The sequence below is a fragment of the Wenzhouxiangella sediminis genome (assembly GCF_003410055.1).
Classification (GTDB): domain Bacteria; phylum Pseudomonadota; class Gammaproteobacteria; order Xanthomonadales; family Wenzhouxiangellaceae; genus Wenzhouxiangella; species Wenzhouxiangella sediminis.
This window is the reverse complement of record NZ_QUZK01000021.1, coordinates 1-23,297: the sequence shown is the minus strand read 5'-3', so window position 1 is coordinate 23,297 and position 23,297 is coordinate 1. Positions and strand designations below refer to the sequence as shown.

Genomic DNA, 23,297 nt, shown 5'->3' with positions numbered 1-23,297 from the left:
CACTTTATGTGTACACATGGAGCCCGCAGATGAGTGCAACCAACATTCGTGACGCCCGCAAGAATCTCTCGGCCCTGCTCGAGCAGGCCGAACGTGGGGAGGAAGTGATCATCAGCCGGCGCGGCAAGCCGATCGCAAGGCTCGTGCACGTGTACGACGAAGAGAACGTGCGATTCCCCAGCCGAGCTGAATTGCGCAGCAAACTTCCGCCAGCGCAAGAATCGGCCGGCGATCTGGTGCGCCGCTTGCGTGACGAGGAACGGTTCTAGTGAACCCCTCGCTGCTCTACTTCGACACCAGCGCGCTACTGCCCTATTACCGGGCCGAGGCGGCGAGCGATGCGGTCGAGCGGTTGCTGCGCGCCCAGGCGCAACCGGTATGGATCAGTGATCTGGTGGAAGTGGAGTTTGCCTCCGCCCTGGCGCGCTGGGTTCGCACCGGCGAACTCGAAGAGTCGCAGGCGCACCGCATGGAAGCAGCACTCTACGATGACCGTCGCGCCGGGCGCCTCTTGACAGCGGCGATCGGACAGCCGGAATTTCAGAAGGCCAGGGAGTGGCTGGGCAGCTTCAAGACCGCATTGCGGACTCTGGACGCCCTGCACCTGGCCTGCGCGCACAGGCACGGTCACTGCCTCGTCACGCTCGACCAGAGGCTGCTCAAAGCAGCAGAGTTCTGGGGAATGGAATCACTGGCACCCGGCACAGAACACTGAAACTGGCCTACCGACGAGCAAGCATGGACAAGCCTAGCAACCTGCATTTTCTCGAAAGCCCGCGCCGCAACCCCGAAGAGGTGGCGATCCCCATTCGCGTTCGCGAATGGGGCGAGATCTACGGGCAGTTCGAAGACGAAGGCGCGGCCGACCAGTCGGCGCGCTGCATCAACTGCGGCATTCCCTACTGCGAATGGCAATGCCCGGTGCACAACTACATCCCGGACTGGCTGCGCCTGGTGCGGCAGGGTCGTCTGTTCGAGGCGGCCGACCTGTGCCACCAGACCAACGCCCTGCCCGAGATGTGCGGCCGCATCTGCCCGCAGGACCGGCTTTGCGAAGGCGCTTGCACGCTCAACGACGGCCTGGGCGCGGTCACCATCGGCTCGGTCGAAAAGTACATCACCGACGAGGCCATCAAGCAGGGCTGGCGCCCGGACCTTTCGGACGTGCAACCCACAGGTAAGAAGGTCGCCGTCATCGGCGCCGGCCCCGCCGGACTGGGCTGCGCCGACCGCCTGACGCGCCACGGCGTCGAGGCCCACGTGTTTGACAAGTACCCGCGCATCGGCGGCCTGCTGACCTACGGCATCCCGCCCTTCAAGCTCGAAAAGCACGTGGTCGAAACGCGTCGCGAGATCATGGAAGGCATGGGCATCCGCTTCCATCTGGGCGTGGAAGTGGGCAAGGACGTCCAGCTCGACGAGCTCCTCGCCGACTACGACGCCGTGTTCCTGGGCATGGGCACCTACAAGTACGTCGACGGCCGGCTCGAGAACCAGGACCTGCCCGGCGTGATCGCCTCCCTGCCCTACCTGATCGGCAATATCGGGCAGGTGCTCGAAGAACCGCTGGAAGGCTTCGACTACGTCAACCTGAAGGATCAGCGCGTAGTCGTGCTCGGCGGCGGCGACACCGCCATGGACTGCGTGCGCACCGCCATCCGCCAGGGCGCGAGCGAGGTGACCTGTGCCTACCGCCGCGACGAGGAAAACATGCCCGGCAGCCGCCGCGAGGTGAAGAACGCCAGGGACGAAGGCGTGCAGTTCCTTTTCAACCGCCAGCCGGTCGCCATCGTCGGCGACGACAGGGTGACCGGCGTCAAGCTGGTCGAAACGCAGCTCGGCGACCCCGACGAAGCCGGCCGCCGCCGCCCCGAGCCCGTAGCAGGCAGCGAGCAGGTGGTCGAGGCCGACACCGTCATCATCGCCTTCGGCTTTCGCCCCAACCCGCCCGAATGGCTGACCGCCGCCGGCGTGCAAACGCACGAGGACGGCCGCCTGATCGTCGCCGCCGAGGGCCGCAGCGAATACCAGACCAGCCACGAAAAGATCTACGCCGGCGGCGACATGGTGCGAGGCGCCGACCTGGTGGTCACCGCCGTCTACGAGGGCCGCGAAGCCGCCCACAGCATCCTGGCCAACCTCGGCATCGAAGCCCCCACCGCCCAGCACGAAACGGCCGCGGCGGCCGGCTGACCGCTCCGTGGCCCCGGCAGCCACCTGCATGCTGCCGGGTCGATTCGCCAGGGGCCGTGCGACCTTTCGGACGCGGCGTGCGTCTAAGATGGACAGACACGCCGATCGAGAAGGGAGCCTCCATGATGCGATTCGCGCCGGCCGTCCTGGCCCTGGCCCTGTGCCTTTCATCCGCCGCGGCTGAAGAGCTGCCCGACACCCCTGCCGGCCAGCGCCTGGGCGAGCTGATGACACTGATCGACAACGCGACGCCGCAGACCGTGGCCGACTACATCGGGGCGCACTACACCGAGGAATACGCCGGGCGACTGCCCCTGGGCGGCCGCATCGACGGCTACATGAACTGGAAGGATCGCGGCGGCATGAACCTCGTCGAGGTGCGCCGCTCCGAGTCGAACGAGATCGAAGCCGTGATGCACCAGCCGGTCAGCGACGAGCGGTGGCTGTTCTCGGTAACGGTCGAAAGCGACGAGCCGCATCGCATCGAGGCCATCCGGCTCGGCCGCGCTCCCCTGCCCGTGATCGACCCGCCGCTTTCCGACCGGGACGCCGCCGAGCAGTTCATCGACTACACCGCCGGCCTGGCCGACAAGGGCCTGTTCTCCGGCGCGGTGCTGATCGGGCGCAACGGCGAGATTCTCGGCGAAGGCGCCTGGGGACTGGCCAATCGGGACTTCGACGCGCCCAACACCGTCGAGACCCGCTTCAACCTCGGCTCGATCAACAAGACCTGGACGGCGGTCGCCGTCGCGCAACTGGTGGAAGCCGGCAAGCTGGCCTTCGACGATCCCGTATCGAAGTTCATCGACTACCCGAATGCCGAGGCGGCGCAGAAGATCCGGATCGAACACCTCTTGACGCACACTTCCGGGCTAGGCAACTACTTCACCGAAGAGTATGCATCGACCGCACGCAAGGACATGCGCACGGTCGACGATTTTCTCGCGCTTTCGGCCGACCAGGACCTGGCCTTCGAGCCGGGCGAGGGCTGGCAGTATTCCAACACCGGCATGATGCTCGCCGGCAGGATCATCGAACTCGCCAGCGGGCAGGACTACGACAGCTACGTCGCCGAACATATCTTCACGCCGGCGGGCATGACGCGTTCGGGCTGCTTCGCACTCGACGAGGTCAACGACAACCTCGCCGTCGGCTACTGGGAGGACTGGTCGGTCGACGGCATGACGCTCAGGAACAACGTGTTCGAACACGTCGTCAAGGGCGGCCCGGCCGGCGGCTGCTATTCGACCGTCCGCGACCTGTTCCACTTCGCCGAGGCATTGAAAGCCGGCAAGCTGGTCGGCGAGGAGATGGCAGAAGCACTGACCACCGGCAAGCCCGAACTGAACTCCGAACACTACGGCTACGGGTTCGGCATCCACCCCGGCCGGGCGCTCTATGGCCACAGCGGCGGGTTCACCGGCATCAGCGCCAACCTCGACATCACGGTCGACCCCGAAGGCTGGGTGATCGTGGTGCTGGCCAACGACGACACGATGCGCGCACCCGTCATCAAATCCCGCCAGCTGGTGGGGATCGAAGTGACCGACTGAAACAGGCTGAGTAACCGGAGTTTTCGGGAGTACCGTCTCCATTCCGCCGCGCCAGTTTGTTGTGTCTCGCAAATAGGCGCTCGGAATACGTTTTTATGTAGTAATTCGTCCTGCTGAAGGCTAATCTATCGGTTCGCACACGCCTGCCGCCCGGATGAGGGGTGCACGCATGAACCCAGTCGCTCGCTTTTCCATCATCGTGCTCGCCGCTGTCTGCATGGCGCTGCCGGCACGGGCAGTCGAGATCACCGTCAGTGGCCGCCACACGCTACAGATCGACGACCAGACCACGGTCATCGTCGAGGGCCAGGCCATCCCGGCCGGCCAGCTGGTGCTGCGACCGGGCATGAAGGTCACGGCCGAACTGGGCAACGTGCGCGGCGTGGCGGATCCGGTCCTTACCCTGGTGTTCAGTTTCGACCTGCGCGGCGTCGTCACCGGGCTCGCGCCGGTCGAAGTCCTGGGACAGCCGCTATCGATTACCGGGGACACCGAGCTCGGCGGCTACCAGCAGCCCGGCGACATCCAGGTCGGCGACCCCGTCGTCGTCAGCGGGCAGTTCGACGTCAACGGAAGCCTGGCCGCGACCCTGGTCGAGCGACTGGAGGCGCCACCAGGCACCTGGCGGCTGGGCGGCTACGTCACGGAACTGGGGCCAGGTGCCGAGCAGCTCAGCATCGGCGGCCAGCTGCTGGACTATGCCGGCATCGCACCGGAAGGCTGCGAGGGACCGCTCGCCTCGGGCGATTTCATCACCGCAAGAGCCGATGACATCCCGGGATTCAGCGCCGGCGACCCCCTCGACACGGTCACCCGCCTGGCATGCGCCGATCCCGTGCCGCCGGGCACGCCCGGCGCCGGCGGCGGACTCGAAGGCGTGGTCGGCGAGATCATCGACGACACCTCTTTCTTCCTGGGCGCATTGACCATACAGCACGATGACGCCACCGTTTTCGGCCAGGGCAATGTCGACGATCTGGAACCCGGCGCAGTGATCGAACTCGAAGGCACGTTCTCGGACGCCTCGACGGTGCTGGCGAGCGAAATCGAGTTCTTCAGGCCCATCGTGCGCGTCCGCGCGCCGGTCGACCCCGAAAACGTGACGGTGGGTGCGTCCATCACGGCGCTGGGGCTGGATTTCCAGGCCGGACCGCAGTTGCGCGACGAAGACGGCATCATCGCCAACGGCCTCAGTCAGCCGACCCAGGTGGAAATTCGCGGCTGGATCGACTCGGCCGGCCAACTCTTCGCCAATCGCGTGCGCGAGCGCGGCGCACCGGAGCCGACCGCCCTGACCCTGCGTGGACCGGTGTCCAACATCGCACAGCCGCTGTTCGACATTCTGACGCTGACCGTCGACACCGCCTCCAGCACATTCGCCGACGAGTTGGGCAACCCGATCACCGAGCAGCAGTTCTTCGACCTGCTCGAAGTCGGCGCAATTGCCGAAATCGACGCCGCACAACTCGACGCCGGGGGCACCACCCTCAGCGGCGGCACCGCCACGCTCATCGACGTGGTCGTTCCCCAGCCCCTCGCCAACGCCCGCGGCGAAATCGGTTCCCTGATCTTCGGTACGGTCACCGAAGGCACGGGAATCCAGATCCTCTTCTCCGATCGATTCGAGGCGCCGACGCGCTGACCCCGGCGAGAAGGGCGCAGCCCCTTCCTGCGTTGCGCCCATCCATCCACCGGGAGGCGACCCGCCCTCACCGGCCATGCCGCAGGACGGTCGTCCAGCCGAGAAGGCTTGTCAAACGTAATGCGAATCGTTATTATTTGCAAATGCGTGAACGACAGCCCAAGCCGTCCGCTGCGCCAGACCGTCGCGAGGAAGGTAGTCAGCGGGCCATCCCGGTGCGCCGACTGCTGGACGAGAACGGACAGGCACGTCTCGAGCACGACGGCGATCTCTACCTGCTGCAAGTCACGCGCAAAGGCAAACTGATTCTGACCAAGTAATCCACCGACTGGGCCAGCCAACCGCGGATGCGGCCAGCCAACCCGAATGACCGACAGGAGTTTCATATGACCTGCTTCATTCGCCGGCTGGGCGCTACCCTGCTGCTTCCGGCCAGCTTCGCGGCAATCGCCGCCGACTCGGCCGACCTGGGGACGATGACCGTCACCGCCTCGAAGAGCGAACGGCCCGTCGCGGAGATCGCCGCCACCGTCACCGTCGTCGACGACGAGGAAATCGCCCGCACGCTCTCCGAGAGCATCCGCGACATGGTGCGCTACATTCCCGGCGTCACCGTGCCGTTCCAGGGCCAGCGCTTCGGCCTGGCCGGCTTCAACATCCGCAGCCTGGGCGGCAACCGCGTCCAGGTGGCCGTCGACGGCGTGCGCATTCCCGACGGCTTCGCCATCGGCGACTACTCCAACGCCTCGCGCAACTACATCGACACCGATTCGCTCAAGCAGGTCGAGATCCTGCGCGGCCCGGCCTCGAGCCTGTTCGGCTCCAGCGCACTGGCCGGCGTCGTTGCACTGACCACCAGGGATCCCGCCGACTGGCTCGCCGAGACGGGAAACGACGTCACCGTTCGCACGCGGGCCGGCTATTACGGCGCCGACGAGGGCTGGGTCGCTTCCGGCACCCTGGCCGCGCGCGGCGAACGACTGTCCGGCGCCATCCAGTGGGTGGAACGCAGCGGCAACGAACTCGACAACGCCGGCGAGACCGGCGGCACGGGGCCCACCCGCACCAAACCGAACCCGCACGAATACGACGGCCGCAACATCCTGGCCAAACTCCTCCTCGACGAAGGCACCGACAACCAGTGGCGCCTGACCCTCGAGCACAACGAAACCGACAGCGAAACCGACGTACTCACCCTGGTGCGGACGCAGGACTTCTCCGCCATGTTCGGCTTTCCCTACATCGTCGAAACCACCTCGCTCAGCGGCGATGACGGCACACGCCGCCGCCGCGTGAGCATCGACTACCAGGCGCGCCAACCCGGTTGGGCCGACCATTTTTCCTGGCAGGTCTACTACCAGGACGCGCTGACCGAGCAAGAGACGTTCGAGAGCCGCAACACGATCGTCTACGGTCAGCCAGCCCCCGTCTACCGCTTTCGTCGAGCCGAATTCGAACAGGAGATCGTGGGCACCGAAGCGATCGCACGGTGGGTCTTCAACACCGGTCAGGTCGAACACGACCTCGTCGGCGGTTTCGAGGTATTCGAAACCCGGACCGAGCAGCGCCGTGACGGCTTCGAGCGCGACCTGACCGACGGCTCCACGAGCACCACGGTGGGACCCGACGACTTCCCGGTGCGCGACTTCCCCAACAGCACCACACTCGAAGCCGGCCTCTACCTCGAAGACCGGATCGCCTTCGGCGAGCGATTCAGACTGATTCCGGGGCTTCGAGTCGATTACTACGACCTCGACCCGGAACTCGATCCGATCTTCGTCGGGGACAACCCCGGCTTCGAGCCGGTCGATATCGAAGAGACCAGCGTCACACCGCGCCTGGGCGCCATCTATACCCTGACCGACCAGCTCGACGTTTTCGCGCAGTACGCCCGCGGCTTCCGCTCCCCGCCTTACAACGACGTCAACGTGGGCTTCACCAACCTGCAGTTCGGCTATACCGCCATCCCGAATCCGGATCTCGACCCGGAAGAATCCCGCGGCTGGGAACTGGGCCTGCGTGGCCGCGGCGGCTGGGGCCACTTCAGCCTCGCCGCCTACCGCAACGACTACGACGACTTCATCGAGAGTTTCGTCAGCCTGGGCGTCGACCCCGAAACCGGCCTGCTCGTGTTCCAGTCGCAGAACCTCACCGACGTACGCATCGAAGGCATCGAGGCCGCGGCCACGCTGAACCTGGGCAGCCTGACGCCGGCGCTGGACGACTTCCAGCTGCGAAGTTCAGCGTCCTGGTCGGATGGCGAGAATCTCTCCGGCGACGTGCCGCTCAACAGCGTCGAGCCGCTGACCGGCGTGGTCGGCCTGCGCTGGCTGCCCACGAGCCTGCCCCTCGATATCGAGTTGGTCGCTACCGCCGTGGCAGGCAAGGACGACGTGGCCGACCCGGCCGACTTCCAGGCCCCGGGCTACGTCACCCTCGACCTGCTCGCCGGCTGGCAGATCTCCGACGCCAGCCACCTGCACCTGGGCCTGTTCAACCTGACCGACCGCGAGTACTGGTCCTGGTCGACCGTTCGCGGCCGATCGGCCAGCGACCCGGGCCTGGACCGCTACACCCAGCCCGGCTTCAACGCCGGCATCAGCCTGACATGGCAAATCTAAAGACTTGCTTCACCTGCGCCCCGGATCTCTCCGTCTGCCTGACTCTCCTCACCCTTCCGGGGCGCAGCCTTCTTTTCAAACTGCCAGGATGGACGACATCATGCGATACCTTCTGACCACCGCCACCACCCTTCTCCTGCTGGCCGCGGTCCCGACAGCGGCCGCCTACGAGACCGGCGAAGAAGACCAGGCCATCGACTACCTCTTTGCCTGGCCCTTCATTGAAACCGACGACATGGCGCCCCGCGGCGGCACCACGACCGGACCGCGACCCGAAGCCGTCACGGAGCCGACCGAGGCCTGGCAGAGGCTCCAGGCCGACGACCTCGACAAGCGCGAGCGCGACCGGCGCGCCATCCTGGCGATGGCCGGCGCCTACCGCGTCAGCTTCGACTTTCTCGAAACCGTGGGCTTCGAAGCGGGCTTCGAGCCCGCGAAGCCTTACCGCTCCTGGGGCACGGAATACGTCTACGTCGTCGCCGACGAGCCCGGGTTCGTCAGCCTGCAGCACGTCCTCGTGATGGTTCTCGAACAGGAAGACGGCAGCCTGAGCGATCCCTTCGTGACCAAGCACTGGCGTCAGGACTGGCGTTACGAGGACCGCGACCTGCACGAGTTCGTCAGCCACGGCAACTGGCAACGCACGATGCTGAGCAAGGAAGAAGCCGACGGCCAGTGGACCCAGGCGGTGTTCCAGGTCGACGACTCGCCGCGCTACGAATCCCACGGCGAATGGGAACATCACCCGACCCACTCGGTCTGGCTGGGCAGCGAGGCGCGCCGCCCCCTGCCCCGGCGCGAGTTCAGCGTGCGCGACGACTACAACGTACTCGTCGGCAGCAACCGCCACACTGTCCTGCCCACCGGCTGGACCCATGAGCAGGACAACCTCAAGGCGATCACCGACGAGAACGGCCGGTTCGATCCAGAACGCCCCTTCCTGGCGCGGGAGATCGGCGTGAATCGATATGAGCGCGTCAGCGGCTTCGATTTCAGCGCCGGGGATGAATACTGGGACGCGACCGCCGATTTCTGGACGCTGGTCCGCGACGCCTGGGCCGCGCAGTTCGAGGCGCACGACCGCATCCACCTCGAAGCCGAGGTCGACGGCGAGTCGATGATGATGACCCTGTTCGGAATGGCAGACGAAATCGCCGACGGTGCGCCCTTCGATCGCGAGGCCTACCGGGAAAGGATTGAAACAATCTTCGAACGGCACGTGCGGGCCGGTTCGTAAGCGGCGGCGGGACAATCCCGGAACGAAACGGCGCCGGACAGAACCTCAGCCGCCGCCGTTTCCGTTCCCGTCGTCTTCCTCGCTTTGTTCCTCGCCTTCCAGCAGCGGATCCTCGACGCGGTCGCCCGGGGCGTCGACGGGAATGGGCTCGTCTTCCCAGTCTTCGGCTTCGGCATCTTCATCGAGGTATTGGCGAAGCCGATGCTGCCTTGAGCGCTGGTTCTCGAACTGAATCTCGATGGTAAAGGTCAGTCGCCAGTCGCTGCGGCGCTCGCCGGTGTCGAAATCCTTGGGCCAGGCGTGTTCGGGTTCGATCTCCCAGTACAGCCAGGGACGCAGGAACTGGCGCCGGTAGCGCACGGCCACGAAGTATTCTTCGGTCTCGAAGCGCGGCTCGGTGTATCCCCAGGCGCCGACCTCGGCGCGGACCGCGCTCTGCATGTCGAGCTGCCGAAAGGAAACCAGCCCCGTCCGCCAGTCGATGCCGTCGGACTCCTGCGACCAGGTCCCCCGGGCGCTCCAGCGAACCAGGCGGTCACGGTCGGGCAGCCATTCCCAATCGAAGCGAGTGGTCAGGCCGAAACCCTCTTCGCGTTCCCAGAAGGCCGATTGGGTGAAGCGACCGAGACTGCGGTCGGTCAGACCGCGTACATAGCGATAACGGCCACGGATGCGAGGATTGAGCGAGCCGCTGCTGACGCGAACGGTGCCGTCGATATCAAAACGGCTGCGCGCATGCTCGCTGGCAATGTAGCGCAGGCCCAGGCGAGTGCGATTCTCTGGATCGTCGAAAGCGCCGGTATCCGGGTAATCGCCTTCGAGATCCTCGTCGCGGGCGACCAGCAGGCGAACGCGCTCGGACAGGCGCGGCAGGATCAGGTTGGCCCGCACCGAGGCACGATACTTCAGGCCTTCGGTCTCGTCCCAGCGCACGGCATTGCGCAGGCGGATGAAGCTGCCCACCGGATTCTCTTCCAGGGTGCGCGGATCGCCGAAAAAGCCGTCGAACCAGGCGGCCGGTTCGCACAGGCGCTGGTTGATGTAGGAATGGGTCAGGTCGAGCCAGCTCTGGGGTCGGCCCTGCTCGTCGCGGCAAGACATCTCCATGAGGCGCTGCTGGCGCGCTTTGCGCTCAGCACGCTTCTCCTCTTCGGCCTGTTCGGAAGCGGCGGGCGCTTCCTCTCCGGCCTGATCGTCCGCCGCCACAGCCGGCAGACAGGTCGCCAGGAGCAGGACCGCCAGGCTCATGACCAGGCCACGGCTTTTCATGCCACAATCCCCGCCGGACATCGGTAAACGACAGGCAAGATCCTGGATAGAAGCTGCATGCAAAGCATCATACGACAACAGAGCGGCTGCGCACACCGGGCACCTCGAGCGCGTCGCCGATGAACGACGAGCACGACAACACGCGGCCCTACGACGACCTCGGACCGGAGGTGGTTCTCGACGCCGTCGAGGCGCTGGGGCTGGTGACCGACGGCCGGCTGCTGGCGCTCAACAGCTTCGAGAACCGCGTCTGGCAGGTCGGTCTCGAAGAGGCCGAGCCGGTCGTCGTCAAGTTCTACCGCCCCGGGCGCTGGAGCGACGAGGCGATCGAGGAAGAACACACGTTTTCGCTCGAACTCGCCGAGGCCGGCCTGTCGGTGGTGGCCCCGCTGCGGCTGCACGAAACCACGCTGCACCGGCACGAGGGTTTTCGCCTGGCCGTTTTCCCGCGCCGCGGCGGTCACGCGCCGGAGCCGGCCCACGAGCCCACGCTGCGTCACTTAGGCCGGACGCTGGGACGCCTGCATGCCGTCGGATCCGCCGGTCGTTTCGAGCATCGGCCGGAATTGACGATCGTCGAGCGCGGCCGCGAGCCGGTCGACTGGCTGCTCGACAACCAGTGGCTGCCGCTTCCCCTGGAGCAGGCCTTCTCAAGCCTGGCCGAACATCTTCTCGAAGCAATCGGCGCCGCCTTCGAGCGGGCCGGCGACTATCGCCGTATCCGGCTGCACGGGGACTGCCACCCGGGCAACATCCTGTGGCGCGACGACCAGGCCCACTTCGTCGACCTCGACGACTGCCTGACCGGACCGGCCGTGCAGGATTTGTGGATGCTGATTTCCGGCAGCCGGGAAGACCGCGAGCAGCAGCTGGGGTGGATGGTCGAGGAGTATCGCGCCTTCCAGGACTTCGACCCGCGCGAGTTGCACCTGGTCGAGGCCCTGCGCACCCTGCGCATGATCTACTACCAGGCCTGGCTGGCGCGCCGCTGGGACGACCCGGCTTTCCCGGCCGCCTTTCCGTGGTTCGGCGACGATCGCCACTGGGAAACCGTCATCGGCCAGTTGCGAGAGCAGCTCGCCGAGTTATCCGAACCGCCCCTGAGCCTGGAACATGTCTGAAGCCGCCCTGCCCGTCGGCCGGGACGCTTTCGAATCCGCCGCCACAGGGCTGCGCGAGCGCGGCTGGTGGGTCGGCGAGAACGCCCTCGACAGCGACCTGGTCGAAGCCTTGCGATCGGAACTGGCCGAGCTCATGGAGGCCGACCGCCTGCATCGTGCCGGGATCGGGCGGGATCACGATTTCCACCTGGATCGCAGCATCCGCAGCGACCGCGTGTTCTGGCTGACCCGGCAGCGCCCCGTCCAATCGCGCTTCCTCGACCGCATGGAAGAACTGCGCCTGGCACTCAATCGTGAGCTTTTCCTGGGTCTGTTCGAGTTCGAGGCCCACTTTGCCCACTATCCGCCCGGCGGACACTACAACAAGCACTTCGACAGCTTTCGCGGAGCGGCCAACCGGATCGTCTCCTCCGTGACCTACCTGACGCAGGATTGGCAGCCGGGCGACGGTGGGGAGTTGGTGATCTACGGCGAGCAGGGAGACGAGATCCTGGCCACGGTCGAGCCCCGCGCCGGGACGTTCGTGCTGTTTCTCAGCGAAGAGATTCCCCACGAGGTCCTGACCTCGCATACCGACCGCACGAGCATCGCCGGTTGGTTCCGACTGAACGCCTCGGTCGGCGGACAGGTCGACCCGGCGCGGTAGCCGGCCACGACGGCAGCCGGGGTCAACGAACCGGCGCCAGCAAGGCGCTGACCAGCTCGGGCCGCTCCTCGGCCAGCCTGGTCATCTGCTCGTCTTCGAGGATCTCGAGCAGGCGCTTCATCCACTCGGCCTCCGCCTGCGCGCGGACCTGCAGCGCTTCCTGACGGGCGTCGACCAGTTCCACCAGCCGGTCGCGATCACTGGCCTTGAGGGCCTCCTGCATGGACGATGCGACTTGTGCGAGCTGCTGGCGGGACTCGCGCGCGGCGGCCGTCAACTGGTCGTGCGCGGTGCCGATGTCGCCGACCTGCTCCGGGGACAGCCCCACATTACGGGCAATGACGTCGTTCTCCCACCAACGTCCCGTTCTCGAACGGCGCCCCCGCTGTCGGTCACCGCCCTCTTCGAGGGTCTGGCGATGGCGCTGGGCGCGCTCGCGCATGGCGGCTCTGGGGTCTTCCCGGCCGGACTCGGCCCGACGCTGCTGGCGCAGCTCACGCATGCGCTCTCGGACCGCCTGGCGCCGCTGGGGGTCGGCCATGATTTCGCGCAGGGCCTCCGGATCGCGAGCCAAGGCTCGCAGATCCTCTTCGGACAGGTCGTCGATCGCGGGTTCAGTGGCATCCGCCCGGGCGGCGGGATCATCGGCTTCGGTCGCTTGCCCCGCCTCCTTGGCAGACTCCGCGCCGTCCTGCGACGAGCAGGCGGCGATGGTCAGAACGATCAGAAAAATCCAGGCAAAGCGCATCAGTCCCATCTCCCTCGAAAACATCGATGATAATTCCAGCATCGCCGCCCCGCCCAGCCGGCGGGGCTTTCGGATCGCATCAGGGCTGCTCGAAGCGGTCGGAAAAGATCTCGTCGATCTCGGGCCCCGCCTCGAATGCCCCCATATCGAGGGCGCCGCCCTGAATTCGCGCAAAGCCCGGCCCGCGCTGGTCGTAGTCGGGGGCGAAATCACCTGCATCTCCAGCGTCGATCGCCGGGCTGGCGGGTTGCAGGGCATGGGTGAATCCGGCGTTGCCGCCGTTGTTCGCCAGCGGCTCGATCAAGGGATCGGTGTTGAGAATATTGTTGCCGCCGTCGACGTAGTCGGAGTACTTGGCGCCGGCAAGGGCCGTATTGGAAACGGTGCAATCCTCGGTTCCTCGCAAGTCCTGGTACAGGCCGGTCTCGTTCGTGTTGCCCGCCAGAATCGAGTTGTTGATATTGCAGCCGGTCAGGCTGTTGTAGATGCCGCCGCCGTCCTGGTAGGTGTAATTGTTGGCAATGGTGGAGTACTTGATCTCGCCGGTCATGTCACCGCGCAGGCGAATGCCGCCACCGATGTTCGCCGAGTCGTTGCCCGAAATGGTCGAATTCTTGACGAAGATCTGGCTGCCTGAACCGAAGTCGGCAAAGATTGCACCGCCTCCAGTCGTTCCGCTGGAAGTCGCGTAGTTTTCGACCATCGAGTTGTATTTGACCTCGACAAGAACATTTTGCGCTGACGGTGCGAACAAACTCATGGCGCCACCGCAACTGGCCGAATTGTAGTACATATTCGAGTGACCGAGACCGACTTCAAGTGGAGTGCCCGTCAGGCGAAGCCCGCCCCCGCAACCGTCAGCCTGATTGCCGACGAACTCGGAATATTCAAGGCCGAAATCGGAGTTGTTGGCGGTGACCTGTAAGCCGCCACCCGCACCTGAGGTGGCGGAGTTCTGGCTCATGGCGACTTCGCTGCCGTACAGGGCACCGTCGGTGACATCGGCAAGGACAGCGCCGCCATCACCGGAGTACGTTTCGTTGGCGAAGAAAGCGACATTCTGCATGGTGATCTCGGAGGCTTGGACCTGGGCGAGCAGCGCACCGCCGCCGCCGACGTCGTTGACGTTACCGGCGAACGAAGCACCCTCCAGGCTGCCGCTAATGGTATCGTCAAGATTCAGGAACAGCGCTCCGCCACCCGATCCGGCTTCATTATCGTCGAAGATATTGAGACCGCTGAAGTCAACGAACTTGACCGGCTCGGCAAGTGTGCCGTCGCTGCCATAGAGCACGTTGATTGACGCGCCGCCGCCGCTTGATCCTGCACGGTTGTGAGTAAAGTTGTTTTCGTCGAGTGAAATCTCCGCTCGCTGGAAGGCCGCCCCGTCTTCCTTCAGGTAAAGGCCGCCGCCGCTGTAATAGGCCTCGTTTCCTGTAAATGTGTTGTCGGTAAGGTCGACAATGGCATAGCGAAGATCAGCCTGCATGCCGCCGCCGTTACCGTACTTGGCCGAGTTGTTCTCGAAAGTGCTGTACTTGATGTCGACATAGGCATAGTCGTTCACTTGCAGGTGCAGACCGCCACCGCCGCCGCTGATGACGGAGTTGCCGTAGAACGTGCTGCTGGCAATCTGGATATCCGATCCGGTCAGCATGCTCACCCCGACACCACCACCGTAGCCGTCGGCTCCGGTGACCGTGTTGCCGGTGACCTCGGTGAGAAGCATCAGCAGCTCGCCTTCACCGTTGTAGGGCTCGTGCCAGACACCAGCGCCGGCTTCAGTGGCAACGTTGCTGTCGATCGTAACGTCTGAAAGCTGCAGCGAGTTGGCGCGCGACAGAATGCCGCCGCCTCGATCGCCACCGCCTCCGGTAATGGTCACCTGGGCAATCTGGACGATATCGGCATTGTAGGCGGCCGTGTCGTCGTACTTGGCGTAGAAGACCGGCGCATCACCCGTACCCTGGATGGTGATTTCATTGTCGCCGTCGATGGTGACCGATTCACCGATGGGCAGCGTCGAGCCGTCGTAGTACAGCCCGCCCGTTCCGAGCGCGATGGTACCGCTCAGCCCGGAGGCGAAAACGATCGTGTCCGCCCCGACGTCACCGGCAGAACAATCGTTGGAGGTGCTGTTGCGTGTCGCCGCGTAAAGCGCCGAACGCAGCGTGCATTCGCCCGAATTGAGGCCGTCGTTGAGGGTATCGACCGTAATCGTCGCAGCCTGCAGCGAGCCGGCGGCAATCGCGCCGCTGACCGCCGCCGTCAGCGGCGCGATTCGAGGTCGAATGTTCTGTCGAATTTCATACTTCGTCGAGGACTGATACTTGGACACGCTTTCTCCTCCCTAGCTAAAGCCTGGAACTATTGCCTTTCAGACTCCCCCTACGAGAACACCACGCCGAACATGACAAGCAGTTCGACAAATCCTGCCATTCGCGCTCGACCTGACTCGAATTGACCGGTCGGTCAATCAATGATAGTGTTCACCGCCATGAACGAAGCCACCACACGCGATCCGGACCTGACGCGTTCCCGCATTCTCCAGGCGGGCTTCGAGCTGTTCGTCGACAAGGGTTTCGCCGCGGTGAGCATGCGCGAGCTGGCGCAGCGCTCGGGCGTGACCAAGAGCCTGATCCACCACCACTTCGGCACCAAGGAAGGGCTGTGGGACGCCGTCAAGGAGGCCGCCTTCTCGCGCTACTACGAAGGCCAGAAGGACGAACTCGAAGGCGCCGACGCGCCCGACTCCAACCTGCTCAGGAACGGCGTCATTCGCTACTTCCGGTTTCTCCAGGAGAATCCGCAGGTCGTCCGGCTGTTCACCTGGATGCACCTGGAAAACGACTCGACCTGCAGTGAGATGGACGCCGAGCTGGTCGCGCTGGGCGCGCGTCGCGTGCGCGAAGCGCAGGAGGCCGGCCTGCTGCGTGCCGACGTCAACCCGACGCACGTGGTCACCATCTTCATCCATGCCTGCTCGCAGTGGTTCGAGGTGCGCCCCCAGCACAAGAACTGGGAAGGCATCGGCAGCGACGACGAATATCTCGAGGATTTCATGAAGATCTTCATGGACGGCCTGGCGCCCGGCGCGGCGGGACCCGAAACCGACAGCAACTGAGGCTCGACGAATCATGAAAGCCACGACCCAATCGCTCGCCCAAATAACTGACCGGCCGACCAGTTCGCACGGCACGGGGCCGCTTGCCGCGGGGCTGTTCGCCCTTCTGGCGATCATCGCCGGCACCACCGGCTGCTCGGCTGAGCCGGACGCCGCCGCCCGCGGCCCCGAGCCGGGCCAACCGGTACGCGTGGCCGCCGTCGACGACGGCCGGCCGCCGGTGAGAACACGCCTGCCCGGCGTTACGCGGGCGGTCGAGCGCGCCGACCTCGCCTTCCTGCACGCCGGCCAGTTGGCCGAACGGCTGGTTCAACGCGGTGAACGGATACAGGTCGGCCAGCCGCTGGCCATCCTCCACAACCCCGCCCTGATGCCGGGTGTGTCGGCCGCCGAGGCCCGCGTTCGCGAGCTTGACGAACAACTGCAGCGGCTCGAGCGCGAAACCCGGCGCCTGAACGACCTGCACGAGCGCGACCTGATCGCCACCGACGAACTCGACCGGGTACGGGCGCAGAGAAACGCCGCCCGCCAGGCGCGCAGCCAGGCCCAGGCCAGCCTCGAGGAGGCGCGCGACCAACTGGCCGAAGCCACCATCCGCGCGCCATTTTCGGGACGGGTCGTGGCCCTCCCGGTCGAGCCGGGCCAGTTCGTCAGCCCGGGTCAGGCCGTGGTCTCGATCAGCGCACCCGAGCGTCTCGAAGTGGCGGTCGACCTCTCGGCCCGCCAGGCACGCGCCCTGGCCGTGGACGATTCCGCAACCGTGCGCCGACTCGAGGCCGGCTCGGGACTGACCGGACGGGTCCGCGAGATCGGCCTGCCCGAACCCGGGCAGCCCGCCACGGCGGTCATCGAGCTGCCCGAAGGCGCCTGGCCCGAGTGGTCCCCCGGCCAGGCGGTGCACGTGGAGCTGTCCTGGACCAACGGCGAGATGCTCACCGTTCCCCTCGATGCCCTGATCGATACCGGCGACGGTCTGCCGCACGTCTTTCGACTGCGTGACGGGCACGCCGAACTGGTCAGCGTGATTCCCGGCGAACTGGACGCCGGCCGCGTTCGCGTCGACGGCGAACTCGAGCCCGGCGACGAAGTGATCGTGGCCGGCCACGGCCAGCTGCTCGACGGCGAACGGGTGCGGGTGCTGCGATGAAGGTCATGCAAGCCGCCCTCAACCGCCGGCGCCTGATCCTGACCGGCGTGGTGATGCTCTCGCTCATCGGCCTGGCCGCCTGGTTCGGCATGGATCGCCAGGAAGACCCCTTCTTTCCGTATCGCTACGGCAATGTCCAGGTCGCCTGGCCCGGGGCCGAGCCCGCCGAGATCGAGCGCCTGGTGCTCGACCCGCTCGAGGAGGAGATCGCCGGAGTCGAGGAAGTCAACGAGATTCGCGGCACCGCCCGGCTGGGCTTCGCCCACATCATCGTCGGCATGCACCAGCACGTCTACGACACCGACGCGGTCTGGGATCGCATTCGCGTCGCCGTCGAGCGCGCCGAGCGCCGCTTTCCCGATGGCGCCGGACCCGCCGCCATCGAAGACCGCTCGATGGAGACCCACGGCATCGTGCTGGCGGTCACCGGTTCCGACGACCTGCTCGAACTGCTCGAAGGTGCGCGCAAGCTGCGCCGCGATCTGTTCCGCATCCCCGACGTGGGCCGCATCGACCTGCTGGCCGATCCCGGCGAGCAGCTCGTCATCCGCCTCGACGACGCCGAGGCCATGGCCGCGGGCATCGACGTGCAATCACTGGCCGACCAACTCGCCGAGCGCAACCGCGTCCTGCCCGGCGGCACGCTGGCCAGCGGCGGGCGCAGCCTCGTCGTGCGGCCGCTGACCGACTTCGAGGACCTCGAAGCGCTGGCCGAAACGCCCATCCGCACGCGCACCGGGCAGATGGTGCCGCTGTCGGAAATCGCCAGCATCGAACTGGGGCCGGAAGAACCGGCCGTCGAACGAATGTGGTTCAACGGCGAGACTGCCATCGGGCTGGGCGTCGTCATCCCCGAGAACCGGCTCAACGCCGTGGCCTTCGGCCGCAACGCCCGGGCCCTGATCGACGAGCTGCGCCCCGACTACGCGCCGCTGGAGATTCGCGAGATGTTCTACCAGCCGCAGTGGGTGGAAAAGCGCCTGACCGAGCTGGGCCGCTCACTGCTGCTCGGCGTCGGCGTGGTGGCCGTCGTGCTGCTGCTGGCCATGGGGCCGCGGCTGGGCTTCGTCGTAGCCACACTGCTGCCGGTGGTCACGCTCAGCGGCCTGGCCATCTACGCCATGGGCGGCGGCGTGCTCCACCAGATGGCGGTCGCCGGCATGGTCATCGCCCTGGGCATGCTGGTCGACAACGCCATCGTGATGGTGGAGAACCTGCAGTGGCATCTCGACCGGGGCAAGAGCCGCGCACAGGCCGCCGTCGCCTCGGTCACGGAGCTGGCCGGACCGCTGGCGGCGGCCACCGGCACGACCCTGGCCGCGTTCACCCCGCTGCTGCTGTCGACCGGCGACACGGCCGACTTCACCCGCGCCATCCCGGCAATGGTGATGCTCATCCTGGTCGTCAGCTACGTCTACGCCGTACTGGTCACGCCGACGGTCGCGGCCGCCGTCCTCAAGCCCGGAGAAGGCGATACCTCCGCGGGGCTCGAGCGCGTCGGCCGCCGGCTGGGCGGCGTGGCCGTCTCGCGCCCCTGGCCGGTAATGGCCGTCACCGCCCTCCTGGTCGTCGGCGCGATCGCCATCAGCGGCTTCATGCAGCGCGATTTCTTTCCCAGCACCGACCGCAACCAGCTGATCGTCGATCTCTACTTCGCCGAGGGCACGCGACTCGAGCACACCGCGCTGAAAGCCAGCGACCTGGCGGCCTCCGTCGAAGGGCTGCCCCAGGTCCGGGCGGTGCATCACTTCGCCGGCTTCAGCGGACCGCGCTTCTACTACAACCTCATCGAGATTCCGCGCTCGCCCCACCTGGCGCGCCTGGTGGTCATTACCGAAAACGACTCCCAGCTGCCCGCCGTCATGGACTGGATCGATCGCCACGTGCCCGAGCGCATTCCAGACGCGCAGGTGGTCGCCCACCGCCTCGGCCAGGGGCCGCCGGTGGACGCGCCGGTCGAAGTACGGCTCTACGGGAAGGATTCGGCCGAACTGGCCCGCGCGGCCCGGCAGGTCATGGCCGCGGTGCGCGCCACGCCCGGCGCGCGCGACGTTCGCCACAAACTCGGCGACGGCATGCCCACGCTGACCTTCACCATCGACGACGCGCAAGCAGCGCGCCACGGCGTCAATCGATCCGATATTGCGGCCGTGCTCACCCAGGCCAGCTTCGGGCGCCAGGTCTCCACCTGGCGGGCCGGGCGCGAGCCCGTGCCGATCCGACTGCGCAGCCCAGAGGGCGAAGGCCTGCCCGAACGCGCCCTGGCCGGCCTGCAGGTGCCCACGGCCGACGGCCCGGTACCGCTCGACCAGTTCGTGCAAATCGAGCTCGGCCTCGAACCGGCCGTGATCCATCACCGCGACCTCCAGCGCATGACCTCGGTGCTGGCCGAGACCACCGACGAGGTCACCTACAACCAGGTCGTCACGCAACTCCAGCCCCGGCTGGACGCGCTGGAGCTGCCGCCGGGCGTGCGCATGGAACAAGGGGGATCGGCCGCGGAAGCGGACTCGGCCAACAGCGCGCTGTTCAGCTCGCTGCCGATCGGGGTCGTGCTGCTGATCGGCTTCCTGCTGTGGCAGTTCAATTCCTTCCGCCTGGTCGGCCTGGTCCTGCTGACCGTGCCGCTGGCGGCCGTCGGCGTGGTCCCGGGGCTGATCCTGTCGGGTCAGCCGTTCAGCTTCACCGCCACGCTGGGCGTGGTCGCCCTGATCGGCATCGTGGTCAACAACGCCATCGTCCTGATCGACGTCATCCAGACCAACCAGGCCGAGGGCCTGACCGTCGAGCAGGCCGTCTCCGGCGCCGTGGGCCGGCGCATCCGGCCCATCCTGCTGACCACCGCCACCACCATCGTCGGGCTGCTGCCCCTGACCTTCACGCAATCGACGCTGTGGCCGCCGCTGGCCTGGGCGATCATCTCCGGCCTGCTGGCCGCGACCCTGCTGACCCTGGTGGTGATTCCCGCCGCCTACCGGCTGATCAACCCCTCAGCCCGGTAGGCGGCGAAGCACAGATCACTCGACGTAGCTGAGATTGCGCTGGATGTCGTTGGAAAGGTTGGTCAGCCAGCTGTTGAAGTTGCCGTGAATGCGCTGCTGGCCGTCGACGACCTCGTATTCCAGGTTCTCCGAGTCCATGTACTCGATGGCGATCGCCCCGGTGTTGTAGGTGATCCCGACGCGGGCGAAATGGCTTCGGACATGCAGGTCGGCGATGATCTCGCCCCGGTTGCGTTCGTGCACCGCCCAGCCGCGATTGCGCATGGCGTCCAGGATGGCATCCTCGATTTCCTCCATGCTGGCGTTGCCCGGCACGTCGATCGCGCGCGGACTGTCGAGCACAGGGGCGGTCGTGGCACAACCGACCAGCCAGAAAGCGACCAGAACCAGCATCACAAGCGTTTTCTTGGACATTTTTCCCTCCACAACGGAATTTGACGAGCTTTCAGCCTAGCACTACGAAAACCGCGCGCAAATCGCGACAGGGCAAAACACGCAGCGCAGTCACGGCGGTTGCCCTCGACCCCGATTGGGCCTAAAATACCCGGTCTTCGGGCGATTAGCTCAGTGGGAGAGCACTGTCTTCACACGGCAGGGGTCGCTGGTTCAAGTCCAGCATCGCCCACCACCGAATCTGGCCGCCAGGCCGCGAAAGGCCCCTGATTTTCAGGGGCTTTTTTGTGTCCGGCCGAAGCGCGACCACACCCCTTGCGCCTCCAACCCGGGCCTCAGATTGTCGCTTGTGCCCAAATCGTGCCCGGCGCGTGACACCAGACGAGAAATTTTGACTCCTGCCCACCCGCTCGCTGAGTGGTGCTCAGATCAGCTGCGCGAATCGCTTCGTCTGATGCACCTCTTGTCCGCATTGATGTTGCGGACCCTTTGGTGAGTGCTCAACGTGTCTATGAAGCGAGGTAAGTCCACTACTCGACGAATTTCTCGATCACACGATCCGCCCCGATCAGGGGGATAAGGCGGACCAACACCTGATCCATCACACCGTTTTCGGCTTTTGTGATGAAGGCAGCCTTCCTATTTTTCCAGGATAGCGTTTGGATGAGGCTTGCGGCCACTACAGAAGGGTTATCCAGATTATCAACGGTAACTTCAGTGGCTGCACCTCGAATGCTAGTGCTAATTGGGCAGCAAATCAGGAGACCGGTTTGCTTGTTGTACTGTTTGGACGACAGTACGAGGGCTGGCCGGTATTTACCAATCTCTTTCCCTTTGGTGGGCTCAAAGTCCAGCCAGATAATATCGTTTCGATCAGGGACGTACCGAGCCATTAACCCCCCATTTCAGTTGAAGTGGGTTGGGCCAGCTCATCTGCATGAACCCCGTGCGCATCGAGCCCTTTCAGCAAATCAGCTTCCGAGAACGGAAGATTGACCTTGCGTGTCGCGTTTTCCGCAGGCTCAATCACAATCTTTCCCCCCTTCACAACAATGGTGACGGGGCTGGAGACGTCCAGTTTCGCCTGGGCCATAATCTTGCTGGAAAGTCGGACAGCCGCGCTGTTTCCCCAACGCTTGATTCGGCTATGCATGGTTAACCTCTCGCTGACGGTTGTAGCTGATTAGGGGGTTACATTAGCTGCCCTCGGGCTACGTGTCAACAAATGTATCTACATTTTTACTGGTTCCACGCCGCTTCGAACGGCTTTCGCGAACGGGCACCGCTAAACCGTTGTTCCAACCGGTGCCCCGGCACCTCCGCCGAGTAGCTCCTAGGTTGGCCCCCAAGCCGGGTTTCGAATGCCGCAACCGGGCACTGGAGACGACTAACCGGGCACCCGCTGCGCGGGTCTATCGCCATGCCTGGAGCCGAGCGCTATGCAAGGGAACAACAAACGCCCTTCATCCAGTTCCCCTCGGGCCTGGAGGACTCAGTCTGAGCACCAATCACCCTTGTCCCGTTCTCCCACAGCCCAATCTGGCAGATAAGTCGCACTAAGGCTACATTTGGCCGGAACCTCAGGATGCAAATGGCCGCCGCTTGGCAATGCCGCACCGTGACAAGCGGTCCGGAGCCGGACGGCATCCGGGTCTGGCAACTAAGGAAAGAGTCGGCGCCGCGCCTTCCGGCCTCCGCTAGAGCGTCAGCTTAGCGGTGCTGATCAGCGGGTTGAGGGATCGCGCGACAGGTGCCAGACCCGCCACAGCTCGATCACCTCGCCCTTGATCGCGTAGACCAGCAAGTACGGCGTCTTGTCGATGCGCCACTCACGCGAGTCTTCGTCTTCGCCGACGCGGCCGATGCGGGGATAGTCAAGCAGGGTTTCGCTGGCATCCAGGATACGCTGGGCGATCTGCCGGGCGACCTCGGGATTGTCTTGGGCGATGTGGTCGTGAACTTGCTCGAAGTCGGCCAGGGCCAGCCGGGTCCAGCGTAGTTTCAAGCCTCGAGCCCGTACTTGGCGAACACGCGCCGGACCTCCTCATCGCTGGCGAACTCGCCACGATCGGCCGCACGCTTGCCTTCCTCGACCGCGCGCAGGAAGCGCAGACGCTCGATGACATCCTCAATGCTCGCATCCTCCGGCAACTGCTCGGCCAGGGTGTGCAGGGTTTCTCGGAGATTGGCAGCCATGAGATTCATTCTACTACGCCTCGTCCTCGTCTTCATCCTGGCGCTCCAGCGCGTCGCCCACTTCGTCCCGCCTCGCTGCCCTCCACGGGCTTGGCAACGCCGTACTGCAGTGGACAGGAAGGCAGCGTAGAAAATCACCCCGGGGCGCGTAAATCTGGGTGTCGCCTTAGCGGCAGATTAGGGTGTCGCTCTACACTTGCCCGGATCGCCTGGGTGGTGATCGCCAAGGGCGAACGATTCGATATGAACAAGGCGTTCAGCGGCTGACCGCCCTACGGCTAGCCACCGAACGCCTCAAGCAGAAGTCACGCCAACGAGTTTGCTCGACCTGATAAACAAACGGTCATCCGCCCTCGCAAGAGCCTGAGTTGGGACAGAGGTCACTACACCGAGTGGGTGTCTAGG

General features: G+C 65.4%; 21 protein-coding genes and 1 tRNA gene. 14 read left to right on the top strand and 8 right to left on the bottom strand.

Features of this window, described 5'->3' with window-relative positions; translation table 11 throughout:
* Nucleotides 1-29: 29 nt before the first annotated feature.
* From DZC52_RS04710 to DZC52_RS04675, 8 genes are all read left to right on the top strand, one after another.
* Entirely contained in the window at nt 30-269 is a 240-nt protein-coding gene (locus DZC52_RS04710; protein ID WP_116649972.1) for a type II toxin-antitoxin system Phd/YefM family antitoxin, read from the top strand.
* Between the two features lie 11 nt (nt 270-280).
* Nucleotides 281-715 (top strand): type II toxin-antitoxin system VapC family toxin, encoded by a 435-nt coding sequence (locus tag DZC52_RS04705; protein WP_116650003.1) that lies wholly within the window; start codon nt 281-283, stop codon nt 713-715.
* Nucleotides 716-738: 23 nt separating this feature from the next.
* Nucleotides 739-2,193 carry an FAD-dependent oxidoreductase gene (locus DZC52_RS04700; protein ID WP_116649971.1) on the top strand — a complete coding sequence of 485 codons (1,455 nt, stop codon included), beginning with the start codon at nt 739-741 and terminating at the stop codon, nt 2,191-2,193.
* Between the two features lie 122 nt (nt 2,194-2,315).
* Complete coding sequence (locus DZC52_RS04695; RefSeq protein WP_116649970.1) at nt 2,316-3,746, top strand: serine hydrolase domain-containing protein; 1,431 nt, start codon at nt 2,316-2,318, stop codon at nt 3,744-3,746.
* A 169-nt stretch (nt 3,747-3,915) separates the two neighbouring features.
* Complete coding sequence (locus tag DZC52_RS04690; protein WP_116649969.1) at nt 3,916-5,388, top strand: DUF5666 domain-containing protein; 1,473 nt, start codon at nt 3,916-3,918, stop codon at nt 5,386-5,388.
* 143 nt (nt 5,389-5,531) lie between these two features.
* Nucleotides 5,532-5,708 carry a hemin uptake protein HemP gene (hemP, locus tag DZC52_RS04685; protein ID WP_116649968.1) on the top strand — a complete coding sequence of 59 codons (177 nt, stop codon included), beginning with the start codon at nt 5,532-5,534 and terminating at the stop codon, nt 5,706-5,708.
* A gap of 66 nt (nt 5,709-5,774) precedes the next feature.
* Complete coding sequence (locus DZC52_RS04680) at nt 5,775-8,009, top strand: TonB-dependent hemoglobin/transferrin/lactoferrin family receptor (RefSeq protein WP_181918782.1); 2,235 nt, start codon at nt 5,775-5,777, stop codon at nt 8,007-8,009.
* Between the two features lie 100 nt (nt 8,010-8,109).
* Complete coding sequence (locus DZC52_RS04675; protein WP_147307606.1) at nt 8,110-9,246, top strand: DUF6607 family protein; 1,137 nt, start codon at nt 8,110-8,112, stop codon at nt 9,244-9,246.
* 45 nt (nt 9,247-9,291) lie between these two features.
* On the opposite strand, the gene DZC52_RS04670 is transcribed toward DZC52_RS04675, so the two are convergent.
* A complete protein-coding gene (locus DZC52_RS04670) occupies nt 9,292-10,515 on the bottom strand; it encodes a hypothetical protein (RefSeq protein ID WP_116649965.1) in 1,224 nt (407 codons plus the stop codon).
* A 119-nt stretch (nt 10,516-10,634) separates the two neighbouring features.
* Here DZC52_RS04670 and DZC52_RS04665 point away from each other — a divergent pair, with 119 nt between their 5' ends.
* Entirely contained in the window at nt 10,635-11,636 is a 1,002-nt protein-coding gene (locus DZC52_RS04665; RefSeq protein WP_116649964.1) for a serine/threonine protein kinase, read from the top strand.
* Nucleotides 11,629-12,282, top strand: coding sequence for a 2OG-Fe(II) oxygenase (locus tag DZC52_RS04660; RefSeq protein WP_116649963.1), 654 nt, complete (start codon nt 11,629-11,631; stop codon nt 12,280-12,282). Before DZC52_RS04665 ends, DZC52_RS04660 begins: the two co-directional genes overlap by 8 nt.
* A 22-nt stretch (nt 12,283-12,304) precedes the next feature.
* On the opposite strand, the gene DZC52_RS04655 is transcribed toward DZC52_RS04660, so the two are convergent.
* Both DZC52_RS04655 and DZC52_RS04650 read right to left on the bottom strand, forming a co-directional pair.
* A complete protein-coding gene (locus DZC52_RS04655) occupies nt 12,305-13,054 on the bottom strand; it encodes a hypothetical protein (protein WP_147307605.1) in 750 nt (249 codons plus the stop codon).
* A 55-nt stretch (nt 13,055-13,109) separates the two neighbouring features.
* Nucleotides 13,110-15,368 (bottom strand): choice-of-anchor Q domain-containing protein, encoded by a 2,259-nt coding sequence (locus tag DZC52_RS04650; protein WP_116649961.1) that lies wholly within the window; start codon nt 15,366-15,368, stop codon nt 13,110-13,112.
* Nucleotides 15,369-15,527: 159 nt separating this feature from the next.
* On the opposite strand from DZC52_RS04650, the gene DZC52_RS04645 reads away from it, so the two are divergent.
* Genes DZC52_RS04645 through DZC52_RS04635 form a run of 3 tightly spaced genes read left to right on the top strand, consistent with a single transcriptional unit; the run spans nt 15,528 to nt 20,303 of the window.
* Nucleotides 15,528-16,154 carry a TetR/AcrR family transcriptional regulator gene (locus DZC52_RS04645; RefSeq protein WP_181918781.1) on the top strand — a complete coding sequence of 209 codons (627 nt, stop codon included), beginning with the start codon at nt 15,528-15,530 and terminating at the stop codon, nt 16,152-16,154.
* Between the two features lie 13 nt (nt 16,155-16,167).
* Complete coding sequence (locus tag DZC52_RS04640) at nt 16,168-17,301, top strand: efflux RND transporter periplasmic adaptor subunit (RefSeq protein ID WP_116649959.1); 1,134 nt, start codon at nt 16,168-16,170, stop codon at nt 17,299-17,301.
* Nucleotides 17,298-20,303 (top strand): efflux RND transporter permease subunit, encoded by a 3,006-nt coding sequence (locus DZC52_RS04635; protein ID WP_116649958.1) that lies wholly within the window; start codon nt 17,298-17,300, stop codon nt 20,301-20,303. Before DZC52_RS04640 ends, DZC52_RS04635 begins: the two co-directional genes overlap by 4 nt.
* A gap of 15 nt (nt 20,304-20,318) precedes the next feature.
* Here the strand turns inward: DZC52_RS04635 and DZC52_RS04630 are convergent, their stop codons facing one another.
* The gene (locus DZC52_RS04630; protein WP_116649957.1) at nt 20,319-20,717 is read right to left on the bottom strand and encodes a hypothetical protein; all 399 of its coding nucleotides are present in this window, start codon (nt 20,715-20,717) and stop codon (nt 20,319-20,321) included.
* Between the two features lie 139 nt (nt 20,718-20,856).
* Here DZC52_RS04630 and DZC52_RS04625 point away from each other — a divergent pair.
* Nucleotides 20,857-20,931, top strand: a tRNA-Val gene (locus DZC52_RS04625).
* 295 nt (nt 20,932-21,226) lie between these two features.
* Here the strand turns inward: DZC52_RS04625 and DZC52_RS04620 are convergent.
* The 4 genes from DZC52_RS04620 to DZC52_RS04605 all read right to left on the bottom strand — a co-directional run bounded on the left by DZC52_RS04620 (nt 21,227) and on the right by DZC52_RS04605 (nt 22,892).
* Nucleotides 21,227-21,589 carry a type II toxin-antitoxin system PemK/MazF family toxin gene (locus tag DZC52_RS04620; protein WP_116649956.1) on the bottom strand — a complete coding sequence of 121 codons (363 nt, stop codon included), beginning with the start codon at nt 21,587-21,589 and terminating at the stop codon, nt 21,227-21,229.
* On the bottom strand, nt 21,589-21,849 hold the full coding sequence (locus DZC52_RS04615; protein WP_245960759.1) for an AbrB/MazE/SpoVT family DNA-binding domain-containing protein: 261 nt from the start codon (nt 21,847-21,849) through the stop codon (nt 21,589-21,591). Before DZC52_RS04615 ends, DZC52_RS04620 begins: the two co-directional genes overlap by 1 nt.
* A gap of 570 nt (nt 21,850-22,419) precedes the next feature.
* Nucleotides 22,420-22,701 (bottom strand): type II toxin-antitoxin system RelE/ParE family toxin, encoded by a 282-nt coding sequence (locus DZC52_RS04610; RefSeq protein WP_116649955.1) that lies wholly within the window; start codon nt 22,699-22,701, stop codon nt 22,420-22,422.
* The gene (locus DZC52_RS04605; protein WP_116649954.1) at nt 22,698-22,892 is read right to left on the bottom strand and encodes an SAM domain-containing protein; all 195 of its coding nucleotides are present in this window, start codon (nt 22,890-22,892) and stop codon (nt 22,698-22,700) included. The genes DZC52_RS04610 and DZC52_RS04605 overlap by 4 nt, the downstream gene beginning before the upstream one ends.
* Between the last annotated feature and the right edge of the window lie 405 nt (nt 22,893-23,297).